Below are 15708 nucleotides of genomic sequence, written 5' to 3'. Positions count from 1 at the left end.
TCAGAAGGGCGTCCAAGTCTGTCTTCACACACCGACCATGGACGCCCTTCGTCACGCCCGCAGCCGATCACCAAATTTCACATCAGCGATCTAGCTCCGCACGGGCCCCGGGCTCATCCCCTTAATCGCGGTCAGGGCTTGCGGGCGACGCCGCCCAGCAGGATCTCCTCCCAGGGGGCGAGCGGGCCGGGGAGCCGGTCGTCGGGGTGCCATTGGGGGAAGTGGACGACGCCGGGTTCGACGAGGTCGAGGCCGGCGAAGAAGCGGGTGATGCTCTCGCGGCCGCGGAAGTGGCCGGTGCCCATGGTGACCTGGAGCATCGTCTCCAGCGCCTGGGCCTTGGGGTTGGGGCCGGACATGAAGTTGGAGGCGGCCAGGTGGCTGCCGGAGGGCAGCGTCGCCATGTAGCGCCGGATGAGCGCGTGCGGGTCGTCCTGGTCGGGGATGAGGTGGAGGAGCCCGATGGCGAGGACGGCGACGGGCTGGTGGAAGTCGATGAGGCGGCGCAGTTCGGGGTGGCCGAGGACGGCGGGGATGTCGCGGACGTCGGCGGTGATGGCGGTGGCGTGGTCGTTGCGGGCCAGGATGGCGCGGGCGTGCGGTTCGACCATCGGGTCGAGGTCGACGTAGACGACGCGGGCGGAGCTGTCGGCGAACTGGGCGACCTCGTGGGTGTTCTCGACGGTGGGCAGCCCGGCGCCGAGGTCGACGAACTGGCGGACCCCGGCCTGGCGGACGAGGTAGTCGACGACGCGGCCGATGAAGGCGCGGTTGCACCAGACCAGGTCGACGACCTCGGGCACGGCGTCCTTGAGGCGGCGGGCCACGGCCCTGTCGGAGGCGAAGTTCTCGGTGCCGCCGAGCAGGGCGTCGTGCACCCGGGCGACACTGGGCCGCTCCGCGTCGACGCCGGGCGGTATCCACTCGTGGCCGGATTGGATGGTCACCTGCGCCCCCCTTCGAGAGGTTGACGCGGATCGTACCCATTGTCCGGGTCTACGGCCAGGTGGGGTCGCCGGCGGGGGTGACGGGGGCGTCGAGCACGTTGAGCCGTTCGAGCAGGGTGAGGAACGTCGAGGCGTACGGCGAGTCCGCCACGACCGCCGCCACCCGGTCCCAGTCGACCTGCTCGCGCAGCGCCCGCACCTGGGGCAGCAGCGCCCCGTAGTCGCAGGCGTGCTCGGAGAGCGGCAGCAGCCAGGAGATGACCAGGTCGGTGGCCTCCAGCACGGGCACGATGACGGCCGACGCCTTCATCGGCTCGGCGCGGGCGAGGAGCGCCGGGGTGACCTCCTGGTCCGACACCTTGAAGATCAGGTCCACCAGCCGGCCCTCGTCGTACGCCTTGACCAGCCAGTCCTCGGGGGGTTTGGCCGTCTCGAAGCCGGCCGAGCGCAGCGCCTCCAGCGCGGCGGGCACGTCGTGCTCGGCGAGCACGAAGTCCACGTCGTGCAGCGACGGCGCGGCCCCCCTGGCGTAGGCCGCGCAGCCGCCGGCCAGCGCGAACCTCACCCCGGCGTCCTTCAACGCGGAGCTGGCTCGCTTCAGCGTGTCGAGGATGGCGTCGGTGACTTCGTGGCCGTGGCTGCTCATGTGTGCGGGCTACCCTCACGATCGCCGAATAGGCGTGATCACGGGCGTTCGGGGTAGCGCGAGGCCCCATGACGCAATTCCTGGAAAGGACCGAGCAGGAGTACCAGGGCGAGCATGATCGCCCGCTCGGCACGTACGTGAGGATCATGGGCACGTACGGGGTACTGGTCGGCGCGGCGGCGGCCGCGGCGGCGCTGACCGGGCGGCGGGCGCCGGACCGGGTCGGGCTCATGGACCTGGGGCTGATGGCGGCGTGCACGCACAAGGTGGCGCGGCTGCTGGCCAAGGACCCGGTCACGAGCCCGCTGCGGGCGCCGTTCACCCGGTACGAGGGCGTGAGCGGCCCGTCGGAGCTCAAGGAGGAGCCGCGCAACACGATGGGCGAGCTGCTGAGCTGCCCGTTCTGCATCGCGCAGTGGGCGGCCACCGGTTACGCCATCGGCCTGGTGTTCGCGCCGCGGGTGACGCGGCTGGCGGGGGCGGCGATGACGGCGGTGGCCGCGTCGGACTGGCTGCAGCTGGCCTACGCGAAGCTGATGAAGTCGGCTTCCTAGCCTCTGACCAGCGGCAGCACCTGGCGCTGGTAGAAGTCGAAGAAGGCGTCCTGCTCGGGGCCGATCTGGCTGACGTAGACCTCGTCGAAGCCGGCGTCCACGTACTCGCGCAGGGCGCGGGCGTGGACCTCGGGGTCGGGGCCGCACGGGGTGCCGGCGACCGCCTCGTCCTCGGTGACGGAGGCGGCGAGCTGCTCGAAGTGCCGGGGCAGCGGCAGGATCTGGGACGCCTCGCCCTTGATGCCCTGGGTGGGCCACAGGCGGTGGACGGTCTTGCGCGCGCTCGCCTCGTCGGCGGCGTAGCACGCCTTGAGCCCGCCGAGGGTGGGCTTGCCGGCGCCGCCCGCCTGGCGGAACTTCTCCACGCTTTCGGCGCTGGGGCCGGTGGAGACGTAGCCGTCGGCGATGCGGCCGGCCAGTTCGATGGACTTGTCCCCGAAGCCCGACATGTAGATGGGCGCTGGCTCGTCGGGCAGCGTGTAGAGCCGGGCGGTGTCCACCTGGTAGTGGCGGCCCCGGTGGGTGACGAGCTTGCCGGTGAACAGCTCCCGCATGAGGCCGACGGCCTCCTCCAGCATCTCCAGCCGTTCGGCGGCGGGCGGCCAGCGGGACTCGATGACGTGCTCGTTCAGCGCCTCCCCGGTGCCCACGCCGAGCCGGAACCGGCCGCCGGTGAGCGCGGCCGTGGTGGCGGTGGCCTGGGCCACGATGACGGGGTGGGTGCGCACGAGCGGGCAGGTCACGGCCGTGGTGATGGGCAGCGAGGTGGCCTCCGCGATCGCGCCGATGACCGTCCAGACGAACGGGGCCTGTCCCTGCTCGTCGAGCCAGGGGTGGAAGTGGTCGGAGATCCACAGTGCCTCGAACCCGGCGCGTTCGGCGGCCTTGGCCTGGCGGACCAGCTCGCGGGGCCCGTGCTCCTCGCAGGACAGGAAGTAGCCGTATGTCGTCATGCGGCTACCCTTCCCGTCGCCGGAACGGAAAACATGTTAAGTGTCGAATCAGCGGGGCAGTTGCTGGCTCATGGCTACTTTGCTCTGGATCATCGCGGTAATCCTCGTCATCGCCGGGATCTATGTGATCCTGGCCCGTCGCGATCTCCTGTGGGGGATCGTCCTTATCGTTCTCGGTTTCCTCGTCGGGCCTGGCGGGGTCAGTATCTTCAATGTTTAGGCAGGTCAGCGGTCAGTCTCATCCGCTGGGCCGAACTCCGAGACCGGCCCAGCGGAACCAATAAACAGTTTTTGCTTAAATATCGCCCCACGCCGAACTCAGTGCCACTCCTAAGGGCATGGGCGTGGGGTGAGTGATTTGCCGTCGTTCAGCCGTTACGAGACGGGCGCAGCCTCGGCGAGAGTGCGTGAGCAGCTCGCCAGGCTGCGCCTTCATCTGCGCAACGGGGCCGTCATCGACGAGGCCACCGCCCGGCTGGCGACCGGCCTGGACATCCGCCCGGCCGAGGCCGCCGAACGGCTGGCCAGGATGGCCAAGCAGAGCGGGCTCTCCCTGGTCGACGTCGCCCTGGGGGTCGAGCGCCCGCCGGAGCCCGAGGTCGTCGCCGCCGAGGTGCCGGGCTGGGTGCGCGGCATGCTGGAGGCGGTGCACGCCTCCGCCATCTACATCACGCCGGTCTGCGACGAGGCCGGGCGCGTGGTCGACTTCCGCATCGTCGCCGCGAACCGGCACGCCACGACGCCCGCCGGACTCACCGAGGACCAGCTCACCGGGCGGCGCCTGCTCACGGCCAGCCCCGGGGTGGCCAGCTCGGGCCTGCTCGACGACTACATCCGCGCGTACGAGAGCGGCGAGCCCGTGCAGCGGGTGCCGCTGGAGTTCGTGGAGGTCGTGGAGCACCGGGTGTGGCCGGCGACGCTGAGCGTGCGCGCGGCCCGGGTGGCCGACGGGCTGCTGGTCACCTGGCGGACGCTGGACGCCGAGGAGCTGCTGGTCACCGGCTGGGAACGCGCCCAGCGGCTGGCCGAGCTGGGGTGGGGCGAGTGGAACCTGGCCACCGAGAACGTCCTGTGGACGTCCGGCCTGTACGAGATGTTCGGCCGCAACCGGGACGATCCCCCGCTGACGCTGGAGGACGTCTCCAGCATGGTGGTGCCGGAGGACCTGCCGCTGGTGGACGACATGATGCGCTCGCTGCTGGAGTACCGCGAGGCGGTCGAGACGTCCTTCCGCGTCCAGCACCGCTACGGGGTGCGGCACCTGAGCGTGTTCAGCGAGCCGATCCTCGACGGCGACGGCGTGCCGGTGAAGGTCCGGTGGCTGGCCCAGGACGTGACGCGCACCCGCCGCAGGGAGCGGGCGCTGGCGGTGGCGCACGAGCAGGCCACCCGGCAGCGGCGGCGGGCCGAGGAGGAGCACGACCTCACCGTGCGGCTGCAGGACACGATCATGCCGCTGCGCCGCGGCCTCGTGCACACCCCGGGGCTCGCGGTCGGCGTACGGTATCTGCCGGCGGAGGAGCTGGCGCGGCTCGGCGGCGACTGGTTCAAGTCGCGGGTGCTGCCCGACGGCCGCACGCTGCTGGCGATCGGCGACGCGATGGGCCACGGGCTGACGGCGGCGAGCCTGATGCTGCAGATGCGCTCCGGCCTGGCCGGGCTCGCCTACACGGCGGCGCCCGCAGGGCAGCTCGCCACCTGGCTGAACGACCTGATCCTGCACTCCAACGAGGGCGTCACGGCGACCGGCACGGCGATCATCGGCCACTTCGACCCGTCGGACCGCACGTTCTCGTGGACCAGCGCCGGGCATCCCGGCCCGATCCTCGTCAGGAACGCCCGGGCGCGGCTGGTCGAGGCGGCGACGGGCACCATGCTGGGGGCCTTCGGCCCGGTCGAGTACAGCATGTGCGTCACCCCGCTGGAGCCGGGCGACCTGCTGGTGCTCTACACCGACGGCATGGTGGAGCGGCGCGGCCGGGACCTGGACGCCGGGATGGAGGCGCTGGTCCAGGCGGCGCACTTCTGCGTCGGCGACGACCCGGAAGAGGTGATCGACTGCCTGCTGGGACGGCTGGGCGGCGGCTCGGACGACGACATCTGCCTGATGGCCGTGCGCGTCCTCTGAGGAGCCGCCCCTCAGAAGCCGTTGAGGCAGTAGACCGCGTACGCCCGGCCCAGCACCGGCAGGGCCACGTTGCGGACGCGGATGCCGCCCGGCGTCATGCCCTTCTCGCTGCCCTTGTGCGCATGGCCGTGCAGGATGAGGTCGGCCCCGGCCGTGTCGACGGCCTCGGCCAGCAGGTAGCTGCCGAGGAAGGGGTAGATCTCGTGCGGCTCGCCCTCCAGCGTCTCCTTGACGGGCGAGTAGTGCGACAGCACCACGCGCCGGTCGGCCTGGATGTCCTTGAGGGCACGCTGCCACGCCTCGGCGATGTAGCGGGTGTGCGCCACGAAGTCCTTGATCTCCCGCTCGCCGAACTCGCTGGCGCACTTGCCGGCGAACCCGCCGCCGAAGCCCTTGCCGCCGACCACGCCGAGCCGGACCGGGCCGCAGTCGAGGACCGCGCCGTCGTCGTCGAGCACGATGATCCCGGCGTCACGCAGCTCGCTCGTGATCTCGTGCTGGAGATCGGAGTGGTAGTCGTGGTTGCCGAGCACGGCGACGACGGGCACCGGCAGGTCGCGCAGCTCGTCGGCCACCAGCCTGCCTTCCTCCAGCGTGCCGTGCCGGGTCAGGTCACCGGCGACCATGAGCACGTCGGCGCGTTCCTCGATGCCTTCCAGGCGCTTGCGGTACTGGCCCCGGACGTCCTCGCCCAGGTGGATGTCTCCTACGGCTGCTATGCGCAATTCAGTCAAGATGCTCTACCTCCCCGGGCTCGGTCACCTCGACGACGTTGATCTCGTTGTGCACGTGCAGGTCGGGGGCGGCCTCCCTGGCCACCTCGGCGAGCCTGTCGCGCTGTTCGGCGCCGCTCACCTGGCCGCGCAGGAACAGCTGGTCGCCGCGCACGTCGACGTGGATGCCGAGCTCGTGCGTACGACCGTCCTGTGCCATCGCCTCCTGGACGCGGGCCGCGACGTACTGCGGAGCTTCCATGGCTTCCTCCTTACTCTGACGCCGCATGCCCCTGGACGAACAGCTCAAACAGCAACGAGAAGGTCGATGACCGCGCGCTCCACGGTCCCGTGCGTGGCGAGCATGCCGTGGTCGACGTCCGCCCCGAGCTCGGTCAGCGCGCCCGCGATCGTCCGGCCGCGCTCGTACGCCTCGATCACGCGCGGATCCACGTACGAGGAGCGGGCGACCGTCGGGGTGTTGCCCAGGTACTCCGAGACCTCGCGCATGACCCGGGTGATCGCGCGCTTCCTGGCCGTGGCCGAGTCCGCCTCCTTGGACACCGCGAGGCCGACGGCGGCCAGGACCGTGGCGTGCCAGGTGCGGAAGTCCTTGGCGGTGAAGTCGCCGATGGTGTCGCGCAGGTAGGCGTTGATGTCCTCGCTACGCACGTCGGCCCAGCCGCCGTCGTCGCGCCGGTAGCGCAGCAGCTCGCCGTCGGCGCGCAGCGCCTTGAGCGACCTGATGACCCGGCAGGCGCCCGCGTCGGCCACCTCCACCTCGCGCGGGATGTCGCCCTTGGCCGGGTAGCAGCAGGTCACGGTGTTGCCTGAGCAGGTGACGTGCTCCATCCTGAGCGTGGCCAGGCCGTAGGTGTCGTAGCTCTCGCCGCCCACGCGGAAGAAGCCCACGTCCAGCAGCCGCGCGGCGGCGGCCAGCACCCGCTGCCGGGTCAGGCCGCGCCCGGCGAGCTGGTCGTCCACGGTCTTCCTGAAGGCCGGCAGTCGCTCGGCCAGCTCCAGCACCCGGTCGAACTTGGCCTCGTCCTGCTGCCGCCGCCACTCCTCGTGGTAGAGGTACTGCCGGCGGCCCGCGGCGTCGGTTCCGGCCGCCTGCAGATGGCCGTGCTCGGAGGCGCAGATCCACACGTCGGTCCAGGCCGGGGGGATGACGAGCGCCTTGATGCGCTCCAGCGTCGCCGGGTCGCGCACCGGCTCTCCGTCCGGCCCGTGATAGCTGAAGCCGCGCCCGCGGCGGCGCCGCACGATGCCCGGCTCGTTCTGGTCACTGGGATGCAGGTCCGGCACGCCGGCCCGGCTACCCACGACGTTAGGCGGCAAACGGCACGGGCAGGTGGCCCCCATGACTGAAGACCGGAATTGGCAAGAGACCAGGGACGGCCGCGGCCATGCCATGGTCCCCGCCACGCCGCGCGACGTGGTGCACATCCGGGTGGGCTCGTTCCTCCTGGTGTTCCTGTTCGCCTTCGCCGTGCTCGGCGTCATCGCCCGCGCGCCCGTCATCACCGGGATCGCCGTCGTGGCCGCCGTGGTGGTCGTGATCGACATCGTCATGGCCGTACGCCGTCAGAAGAACCGCGACACAGGAGAGGCGGGCTGAACTCCCCCATGTCAGCACATCCCCTCCAGGACAAGGTCGTCGTCGTCACCGGTGCCAGCGGCGGCGTCGGCCGCGCGGTCGTGCGCGAGCTCGGCCGCCAGGGCGCCAAGGTGGCGCTGATCGCCCGGGGCACGACCGGGCTGGGCGCCGCCGCCGTGGACGTCGGCGCCGCCGGCGGCGTCGGGCAGGTGTACGAGGCCGACGTCGCCGACTACGAGCAGGTACGGCAGGCGGCCGAGCAGGCCGAGGCCGACCTGGGCCCCATCGACGTGTGGATCAACGTCGCGTTCTCCTCGGTGTTCGCCCCGTTCACCGACATCGAACCCGCCGAGTTCGAGCGCACCACCGCCGTCACGTACCTGGGCTACGTCTGGGGCACCAGGGTCGCCCTGGACCTGATGCGGCCGCGCGGGCGCGGCGCGATCGTGCAGGCGGGCTCGGCGCTCTCCTACCGCGGCATCCCCCTGCAGTCGGCCTACTGCGGAGCCAAGCACGCCATCAAGGGCTTCACCGAATCGGTCCGCACCGAACTGCTGGCCGAGCGGAGCGGCATCCACATCACCATGGTGCAGCTGCCGGCCGTCAACACGCCGCAGTTCGACTGGGTGCTGTCGAAGCTGCGCCGCCACCCCCAGCCCGTTCCCCCGATCTACCAGCCGGAGGTCGCGGCCCGGGGCATCGTGCACGCCGCCGCGCATCCCGAGCGCAAGGAGTACTGGGTGGGCTCCATGACCGTGGCCACGCTGCTGGCCCAGCGCATCGCCCCCGCGCTCGTGGACCGCTACCTGGGCAGGACCGGCGTGGACTCCCAGCAGACCGGCGAGAAGCCGCCCAGCGGCGTGGCCAACCTGTGGGAGCCCGCCGACGAGACGGCCGACTACGGCGCGCACGGCAGCTTCGACAGCAAGAGCCACGGCCGCAGCCCGCAGCTCTGGCTCTCCCGCCACCGCGGGGCCGTGACGGCGCTGGCGGGCGCGGCGGCCGGGGCCGTCCTGCTCCGCCGCGTGCTGCGCTGACCCGCTCGCGAGCCCTGCCGTCCAAGCCGACCAGGAGGTGGCCTGATGGCCGACCTAGATCTTCAGTTCCTCGGGGAGCTGGCGGCGCAGTTGCGGGTCGACTCCGTGCGCGCCGCCGCCGCGGCCGGATCCGGCCACCCCACGTCGTCGATGTCCGCGGCCGACCTGATGGCCGTGCTGTTCGCCGGCCACCTGCGCTACGACTTCGCCGATCCCGCCAACCCGGCCAACGACCATCTGATCTTCTCCAAGGGGCACGCGTCACCGCTGCTCTACTCGCTGTACAAGGCCGCCGGGGCGATCAGCGACGAGGAGTTGCTGTCGTTCAGGAAGCGCGGCAGCCGCCTGGAGGGCCACCCGACGCCGCGCCTGCCCTGGGTCGAGGTGGCCACCGGCTCCCTCGGCCAGGGGCTGCCCGTGGGCGTGGGCGTGGCCCTGGCCGGGCGGCTGGAACGCATGCCGTACCAGGTGTGGGTGCTCTGCGGGGACAGCGAGCTCGCCGAGGGCTCGGTGTGGGAGGCCGCCGAGCACGCCGGCAGCGAGGGCCTGTCGAACCTCACGCTCGTCGTGGACGTGAACCGGCTCGGCCAGCGCGGGCCTACCCGGCACGGCTGGGACCTGGGCGCGTACGCGCGGCGGTTCGGCGCGTTCGGCTGGCACACCGTCGAGGTGGACGGGCACGATCCCGGGCAGATCGACTACGCGCTCGGCGACGCCCGCAGCACGCGCAGGCGACCCACCGTGATCCTGGCCAAGACGCGCAAGGGCGAGGGCGTCCTGGAGGTCGAGAACCGCGAGGGCGCCCACGGCAAGGCGCTCAAGGAGCCGGACCTGGCGGTCGAGGAGCTGGGCGGCCCCCGCGACCTGCGCGTCGAGGTGCGCAAACCGGACAACGGGGGCGACCCGTACCGGTTCCCCGACGGGGAGCTGCGGCTGCCCGAGTACGAGCTCGGCGCGCGGGTCGCCACCAGGACGGCGTACGGCGAGGCGCTGGCGGCGCTCGGCGCGGCGCGCGGCGACGTGGTCGCGCTCGACGGCGAGGTGGCCGACTCGACCAAGGCCGAGGCGTTCGCCCAGCAGTTCCCCGAGCGGTTCTTCGAGATGTACATCGCCGAACAGCAGCTCGTCGCCGCCGCCGAGGGCCTGCGCATCCGCGGCTGGATCCCGTACGCGGCCACCTTCGCCGCCTTCCTGACCCGCGCCCACGACTTCATCCGGATGGCCGGAGTGTCCCAGTCGTCGATCCGGCTGGTCGGCTCGCACGCGGGCGTGTCGATCGGCGAGGACGGGCCGTCCCAGATGGGGCTGGAGGACCTGGCCATGATGCGCGCCGTCTACGGCAGCACCGTGCTCTACCCGTGCGACGCCAACCAGACGGCGGCGCTGACGGCCGAGATGGCGGACCTGTTCGGCGTCGCCTACCTGCGCACCACGCGGGGGGACACGCCGGTCGTCTACCCGCCCGGCGAGCGGTTCCCCGTGGGCGGCTCCCGCGTGCTGCGCCACTCCCCCGCCGACCGGGCCACGATCGTGGCGGCGGGCATCACCGTGCACGAGGCCTTGGCCGCGCACGAAACGCTGGCCCGCGAGGGCATCCACGTGGGCGTGATCGACATGTACTCGGTCAAGCCCGTCGACGCCGCCGCCCTGGTCGAGGCGGCCACCACGACCGGCAACCTGATCACCGTCGAGGACCACCGGCCCGAGGGCGGCTTGGGCGACGCCGTCCTGGACGCGGTCAGCGAGCTCGGCCCGCGCGTCGTCAAACTCGCCGTCCACGGCCTGCCCGGCTCGGCGACCCCGCAGGAACAGCTCGCCGACGCCCGCATCGACCGGGACGCCATCGTCGCGGCGGTCAAGCGGCTCATCTGAGGCGCACACGCGAGAAGACCTCCACCCGGGCTCCGGGTGGAGGTCTTCTTCCTGCGGTCAGCGGGACTTGGCCGTGGCGCGCCGGTTGGCCTTCTTGATGGCGTCCACCAGCTCGGTCTTCTTCATCTTCGACCGGCCCTTGATCCCCAGCCTCGACGCCACCCCCTGCAGGTGATCCTTGCTGGCGTTGGCGTCGACGCCCTCGGCCGTGCGGCCGGACCGGTCCGTGGCCCCCTTGTCGGAAGGCCCCTTCTTCGCCTTCGGCTCCCAGTGGTCGCCGACCTTCTCGAAGGAGTGCTTCAGCGCCGCGAAGGCCGTCATGTGGGCGCGCCGGCCCTCGCCGTACTCCTCGACGGCCGAGTCGTGCGCCTTCATCCACGTGTCCTGCGCCTTCTTGGGCGAACGGCGGATGGTCTGCGGCAGTTCCTGACTGGCTGGCATGTGGCTTCACCTCCTACAGCGGCGGCTCGTCATGGTGCCGACGCTCCTCGTACACCGTGGTCCTGCGTGCCTCGGGCTCCTCGTAGATCTCGTGCCTGTGGACAGGCTGTTCGATCGGGCCCACGGCCCTGCGGGTCACGCTGATCCGGTAGATGCCGAAACCCAGCCCGACCAGCCCACCCAGCATGATGATGACGCCGACGATGTTGATGTCGAGACCGGCGAGGTCGAATTCGACGGCCCAGGTGAGGATCGCACCGAGCATGATGAGGATGATGCTTCCGGCGATGGTCATTTGCTTTACCTCCTTGGCACGAGAGAACCTCTATCCATATGTGGAAAAACAAACCAATCGTGGTGATCGGGCTGATGGGCAGCGGTAAGACGACCGCTGGCCGGCTCCTCGCGGAGTCCCTCGGGCTGCCCTTCAGCGACAGTGATCCGTTCCTGCAAGAGCGTTACGGGCTCAGCGCGGCCCAGATCGCCGCGCGTGACGGCGCCGACGTGCTGCACCGGCGCGAGGCCGAGCACGTGCTGCACGAGCTCGCCGACGGGCCCAAGGTGATCGCCGCGGCGGCGAGCACGCTGGAGAGCCCCGAGGTGCGGGCCGCGCTGCGCGACGCGCTGGTCATCTGGCTCGACGCCGACGACGAGGTGCTGACGCAGCGGATGCGCTCCGGCGACCACCGGCCCGACTTCTCCCCGGCGGCGATGCGGGCCAGGCGCGAGCGCTTCTTCACCGAGGTGACGGACCTGAAGTACGACGTGGGGGCGTTGCGGCCGGAGGAGGTGCTGGCGGCGGTCCGCCGCGATATCGGCTTGCCCCCCGCCGAACAGGGCTGATAGCCATGGGCGATGTTCTCTGACAAACCTGTGCTGGTGGGCTCCCGCGTGACGCTGCGGCCGGTCGGCCCCGAACACGCCGAGGGCCTGTTCGAGCTGGTGTCCGACGCCGAGGTGCGGCGGCTCACCGGCTCGCACGGGGAGATCGACCTGGAGGCCGCCCGCCGCTGGTGCGCCACCCGGGCCGACCACGACGACCGCCTCGACCTGGCCATCATGGCCGGCGACAGCTACGTGGGCGAGGTGGTGCTCAACGAGCTCGACCCGGCCAACCTGTCGTGCAACCTGCGGATCGCGCTGCTCGGCTCGCGGGTGTTCGGCAAGGGCTACGGCACCGAGGCGATCGAGCTGGTGCTCGGCCACGCGTTCACCAGGACGCCGCTGCACCGCGTCAGCCTGTGGGTGCACACCTTCAACGAGCGGGCCAGGCACGTGTACAAGAAGGCCGGGTTCGTGGAGGAAGGCGTGCTCCGCGACGCGCTCCACTGGGACGGCGCCTGGCACGACTCGGTCATCATGTCCGTACTGCGGCCGGAATGGCTGGCAGGATCCCGGAGCCTGCAATAATGATCATGACCACGGGCTCCCCGAGGCGCGCGGGGAGCCTGTGGTGTCCTGGCACCAGGCGCAACCAAACGCCGCGGTCGCGCATCTAAGCCTTCGATGATGCGCTCGGTGCCCGGTGACCCCGACAGGCTTGGCGGCTACTGGCCGGCAGGCAGGCTCAGCGCGTCCCGGCGCGGCGTCGTCTACGACGCCTACGACGACGAGGGGCGCAGGTTCGCGGTCCTGGTGCCGCGCGGCGCGCTCCCCCCGATCCGGCCGGTCGCCCACCCGTGCCTGGCCGAGGTGGTCGAGGTCCGGCCCGACGCCGCGCCCGCCTACCTGGTCACCGCCTTCGCCGACGGGCCCTCCCTGCGCGAGGCCGTCGAACGCCACGGCCCCTACTCCGGCGGCGAGCTCGTCACGCTCGCCTCCGCGGTCGCCGCCGCGCTGGCCGCCCTGCACGAGGCGGGCGTCGCCCACCAGGACTTACGACCCGAGAAAGTGCTGCTGAGCGCCGACGGCCCCAAGGTCGTCGGCATCGGCGGGCCCGGCGCCGTCGCCGGCACCCGCACCTACATGGCGCCCGAGGTCTTCACCGGCGAGCCCGCCGGGCCTGCGGGCGACGTGTTCGCCTGGGGCGCCCTCGTCCTCTACGCGGCCACCGGGCGCGACCCCTTCAGCGGCGCCAGCCTGGGCGAGGTCATGCACCGGCTGCTGTCCGCCGACCCCGACCTGACCGTGCTGCCCGGCACGCTGCGGCCCCTCGTCGGCCGCGCCCTCGCCAAGGACCCCGCCGCCCGCCCCTCCGCCGCCGACCTGCCCGGCCCGCCGCCCGGCGGCCCCGCCGTCGTCCTGGCCCCCGGACTCACCGGCCCGCCGCCGCTCGGCGAGGTGGCCGAGCAGGTGTACGCCACGCTGACCGGCCCGCAACGCGCCGAGCTGCCGGGGCTGCTGCTGACGCTGCTCGAAGGCGGCCCGGCCCACGACGAGCACGGCACCCTGGCCCGCCTGGAGGAGGCCGGGCTGCTGGTGCGGCCCAGCCTGCGCGTTCCCCCGGTGGAGACGCCTGCGGGCACCCTGGTGGCGATCGGCGGCCACGGCATCGTCCCCGCGAGCGCCGCCCTCTACCGCGCCTGGCCCCGTCTCCGCACCTGGACCGCCCTCCACCCCGACACCGGCCACCCCGACACCGACCACCCTGCCCCCGACCACCCCGCTCCCGAGGACACCCCCGCGACCGTCCACCTTCCGGCGACCGCCCCTGCGGACGAGCCCCCTCTCACGGATTCCCCTGCGGGCGAGCTCCCTCATGCGGCCTCCCCCGCGGGCGGCCTACGTGGGCGGCTCTCTGGGGGTGACCGTCGTGAGCAGCCGCCGGCGGCCCCCTCTGCGGGCGCTCGGCGTTCGGTGCCCGCGCCCGAGGCGGAGGGCCGGGTGCGGCGGTTCCGTCCGCCCAGGCGCTTCCACGGCCCCGGGGCCCGGTGGCGGCGGCGGAGCGGGGTGGCGGCGCTGGCGGCGGCCGTGGCGCTGCTGGGCGTGGCCGTGGTGACCGTCAAGGAGCGGCCCGAGCAGGTCAGCCGGGACAACGCGCGCCTGGTGGCCGCCAGGGCGGAGGCGCTGCGCACCGAGGACCCGCAGACGGCGATGCGGCTCAGCGTCGCGGCGTGGCGGCTGGCTCCGGTGCGCGAGGCGCGGGCGGCGTTGCAGGCGTCGCTGTCGCAGGAGGAGCTGGGCGTGTTCACCGACCCGGTGCCCACCCGGGGCGCGCGTTATCGGCTGAGCGGCGACAGCCTGGTGCGGTGGGAGGGTGACGCGGTCACCGCGTGGGACGTCCCGACCGGCCGTCGGCTGGCGACCCACCCGCTGCCCCCGGCCACGACGGGCGTGAGCGACGACGGCCGCTACGCCGAGACGGCGGGCGGCACCCCGGTGGCGGTGGCGACGGGGGCGCAGACGGATGCCGCGTTCCTGGTCAGCGTGGGCGGCCGGACGGAGCTCTTCTCGGGCGGCGAGCGGCTGCTGGAGGTGGCGGGCGGCCGGGTGGCGCTCTCGCCCGACGGCCGCCGGGCGGCCGTTTCGAGGCCGGACGGCCGGGTGGAGCTGTGGGACGTGCCGAGGCGCGCGCTGACACGGGCGATCCGCGTCGCCCCCGAGGAGGGCGCGGCGCCGCTGGCGTTCAGCCCGGACGGCCGCCTGCTGGCGGTCGCGGGCGCGAAGACGTTCCTGATCGGCGCGTCCACCACCCGGACGCTGACCCCCACCTCCGACGCCCCCACCTCCGAGGCCCCCGCTCCCGCCGAAGCCGCATCCGAGGACACCGCCCCCGCCGAAGCCGCGTCCGGGGAGCCCTCCGGGCCGCCCGTGTTCAGCCCCGACGGCCGGTTGCTGGCCGTGGCGAGCGGCGACGCCGTGCGGCTGTGGCGGGTCGGCGACGGGCGGCTGCTGAAGTCGGTCGCCCTGCAGTCCCCCGGCCACTCCTACACGTTCTCGGCCGACGGCCGCGCCCTGCACTACCTGAGCGGCCCCGGCACCGTGATCTCGCTCGACGTCCAGGAGACCGGCGAGGCACGGGCCGACGCGGTGCGGGAGGTGTGCGCCAAGGCCGGCGGGCTGAGCGAGGCCGAGTGGCGCAGGCTCATCCCGGAGACCGGCTACCGGCAGGTGTGCTGAGCGCGTGCCCGCAGCGGCGGGCCGGCCTGGTGCCGCCTGCGGTGAAGTCCGGGTCGAGCTCCACGTCCGTGAGGATGGTGCCCTCGACGGGCCGCCGCACCGTGGTCATCCGGCCGCAGTCGTAGAACACGTACGACCCGGCGTCCTGTCCGAGCACGAGCCACCGTTCGCGGGAGACCGGCTTGCCGTCGCCGTCGCGTACGGCGGCCCACTGGTTGGGGAAGCCGGCGAGCTGGAGCACGAGGTTGCCGTTGCCGTTGGCGTGGATGTCCTCGGCGCCGTCGGTCATCCAGCCGACGAGCACGAACCCCAGCCCGATGCCGACGAACGCGCTGGTCAGCACCCGCATCCCGGCCCGTCCGGCGGGCCGGGCGCGCAGCAGCCGGTACGGGACGAGGAAGCCGAGGAGCGCGACGGCCACGACGGTGACCAGCACCGGCAGCGCCAGGAACAGCACGACGAGCGTGGTGACGAGGCGGCCCAGGATGCCCGCCTGGTCGAGCCCGGCCTGTTCGGGGGTTATGCCGAAGGTGTCGTAGACGCTCTCGAAGCCCATGTACAGCAGCGCGTACAGCCCGACCGCCACGGGCACGACGACGGTGCCGAGCTTGTCGAACAGGTCCAGCACGCTGCCCCGGTCCACCGGCTCCGCTCCGGTGCGCTCCTCGGCGGGCAGCACCGTTTGATGACTCATGTGACGGCAGTGTGGCTTGTGAATATTGATAACGGATCGACGGGAGATAACCGATTGGGCGGCA

18 protein-coding genes are annotated in these 15708 nt (G+C 72.5%); 9 read left to right on the top strand and 9 right to left on the bottom strand.

Annotation, left to right across the window (positions count from 1 at the left end; genetic code table 11):
* Positions 1–131 precede the first annotated feature (131 nt).
* The gene (locus AB0G11_RS43995; RefSeq protein WP_219517965.1) at positions 132–947 is read right to left on the bottom strand and encodes an SAM-dependent methyltransferase; all 816 of its coding nucleotides are present in this window, start codon (positions 945–947) and stop codon (positions 132–134) included.
* 49 nt (positions 948–996) lie between these two features.
* Entirely contained in the window at positions 997–1593 is a 597-nt protein-coding gene (locus tag AB0G11_RS43990; protein WP_219517967.1) for a nucleotidyltransferase, read from the bottom strand.
* Between the two features lie 68 nt (positions 1594–1661).
* Here AB0G11_RS43990 and AB0G11_RS43985 point away from each other — a divergent pair, with 68 nt between their 5' ends.
* On the top strand, positions 1662–2147 hold the full coding sequence (locus AB0G11_RS43985) for a DUF1360 domain-containing protein (RefSeq protein ID WP_219517969.1): 486 nt from the start codon (positions 1662–1664) through the stop codon (positions 2145–2147).
* Here the strand turns inward: AB0G11_RS43985 and AB0G11_RS43980 are convergent.
* Complete coding sequence (locus AB0G11_RS43980) at positions 2144–3100, bottom strand: TIGR03557 family F420-dependent LLM class oxidoreductase (RefSeq protein WP_357592845.1); 957 nt, start codon at positions 3098–3100, stop codon at positions 2144–2146. The genes AB0G11_RS43985 and AB0G11_RS43980 overlap by 4 nt on opposite strands.
* A gap of 70 nt (positions 3101–3170) precedes the next feature.
* On the opposite strand from AB0G11_RS43980, the gene AB0G11_RS43975 reads away from it, so the two are divergent.
* Both AB0G11_RS43975 and AB0G11_RS43970 read left to right on the top strand, forming a co-directional pair.
* Positions 3171–3320 carry a GPGG-motif small membrane protein gene (locus tag AB0G11_RS43975; protein WP_020543887.1) on the top strand — a complete coding sequence of 50 codons (150 nt, stop codon included), beginning with the start codon at positions 3171–3173 and terminating at the stop codon, positions 3318–3320.
* A 183-nt stretch (positions 3321–3503) separates the two neighbouring features.
* Positions 3504–5228, top strand: a complete 1725-nt coding sequence (locus AB0G11_RS43970) for a SpoIIE family protein phosphatase (RefSeq protein WP_219517973.1) — start codon at positions 3504–3506, stop codon at positions 5226–5228.
* A gap of 11 nt (positions 5229–5239) precedes the next feature.
* On the opposite strand, the gene AB0G11_RS43965 is transcribed toward AB0G11_RS43970, so the two are convergent.
* From AB0G11_RS43965 to AB0G11_RS43955, 3 genes are read right to left on the bottom strand one after another with little or no spacing between them, the layout of a single operon-like run.
* A complete protein-coding gene (locus AB0G11_RS43965) occupies positions 5240–5962 on the bottom strand; it encodes a metallophosphoesterase (protein ID WP_219517975.1) in 723 nt (240 codons plus the stop codon).
* Positions 5955–6203, bottom strand: a complete 249-nt coding sequence (locus AB0G11_RS43960; protein WP_219517977.1) for a BON domain-containing protein — start codon at positions 6201–6203, stop codon at positions 5955–5957. Before AB0G11_RS43960 ends, AB0G11_RS43965 begins: the two co-directional genes overlap by 8 nt.
* A 44-nt stretch (positions 6204–6247) precedes the next feature.
* Positions 6248–7249, bottom strand: coding sequence for a DNA topoisomerase IB (locus AB0G11_RS43955; protein ID WP_357592843.1), 1002 nt, complete (start codon positions 7247–7249; stop codon positions 6248–6250).
* Positions 7250–7304: 55 nt separating this feature from the next.
* On the opposite strand from AB0G11_RS43955, the gene AB0G11_RS43950 reads away from it, so the two are divergent.
* The 3 genes from AB0G11_RS43950 to AB0G11_RS43940 are packed head-to-tail and all read left to right on the top strand — an operon-like array spanning position 7305 to position 10450.
* Positions 7305–7562 (top strand): hypothetical protein, encoded by a 258-nt coding sequence (locus tag AB0G11_RS43950; protein ID WP_357592841.1) that lies wholly within the window; start codon positions 7305–7307, stop codon positions 7560–7562.
* A gap of 8 nt (positions 7563–7570) precedes the next feature.
* Positions 7571–8578, top strand: coding sequence for an SDR family oxidoreductase (locus AB0G11_RS43945; protein WP_357592839.1), 1008 nt, complete (start codon positions 7571–7573; stop codon positions 8576–8578).
* A 45-nt stretch (positions 8579–8623) separates the two neighbouring features.
* Complete coding sequence (locus AB0G11_RS43940; RefSeq protein ID WP_357592837.1) at positions 8624–10450, top strand: transketolase; 1827 nt, start codon at positions 8624–8626, stop codon at positions 10448–10450.
* 57 nt (positions 10451–10507) lie between these two features.
* Here the strand turns inward: AB0G11_RS43940 and AB0G11_RS43935 are convergent, their stop codons facing one another.
* Positions 10508–10891 carry a ChaB family protein gene (locus tag AB0G11_RS43935; RefSeq protein ID WP_219517985.1) on the bottom strand — a complete coding sequence of 128 codons (384 nt, stop codon included), beginning with the start codon at positions 10889–10891 and terminating at the stop codon, positions 10508–10510.
* 13 nt (positions 10892–10904) lie between these two features.
* Positions 10905–11186, bottom strand: a complete 282-nt coding sequence (locus tag AB0G11_RS43930) for a hypothetical protein (RefSeq protein ID WP_219517986.1) — start codon at positions 11184–11186, stop codon at positions 10905–10907.
* Positions 11187–11245: 59 nt separating this feature from the next.
* Here AB0G11_RS43930 and AB0G11_RS43925 point away from each other — a divergent pair, with 59 nt between their 5' ends.
* From AB0G11_RS43925 to AB0G11_RS43915, 3 genes are all read left to right on the top strand, one after another.
* Positions 11246–11734, top strand: a complete 489-nt coding sequence (locus AB0G11_RS43925; RefSeq protein ID WP_357592835.1) for a shikimate kinase — start codon at positions 11246–11248, stop codon at positions 11732–11734.
* Between the two features lie 12 nt (positions 11735–11746).
* The gene (locus AB0G11_RS43920; protein WP_219517988.1) at positions 11747–12301 is read left to right on the top strand and encodes a GNAT family protein; all 555 of its coding nucleotides are present in this window, start codon (positions 11747–11749) and stop codon (positions 12299–12301) included.
* A 108-nt stretch (positions 12302–12409) separates the two neighbouring features.
* Positions 12410–14950: a protein kinase gene (locus AB0G11_RS43915; protein ID WP_357592833.1), complete on the top strand. Its 2541-nt coding sequence runs from the start codon at positions 12410–12412 to the stop codon at positions 14948–14950.
* Here the strand turns inward: AB0G11_RS43915 and AB0G11_RS43910 are convergent.
* On the bottom strand, positions 14916–15644 hold the full coding sequence (locus tag AB0G11_RS43910; RefSeq protein WP_357592831.1) for a hypothetical protein: 729 nt from the start codon (positions 15642–15644) through the stop codon (positions 14916–14918). The two genes, AB0G11_RS43915 and AB0G11_RS43910, sit on opposite strands and share 35 nt — an antisense overlap.
* Positions 15645–15708: the final 64 nt, after the last annotated feature.

Origin of the sequence: Nonomuraea sp. NPDC023979 (assembly GCF_040639085.1) — a bacterium.
Taxonomy (GTDB): Bacteria; Actinomycetota; Actinomycetes; order Streptosporangiales; family Streptosporangiaceae; genus Nonomuraea; species Nonomuraea ceibae.
This window is presented reverse-complemented; position numbering and strand designations above follow the sequence as displayed.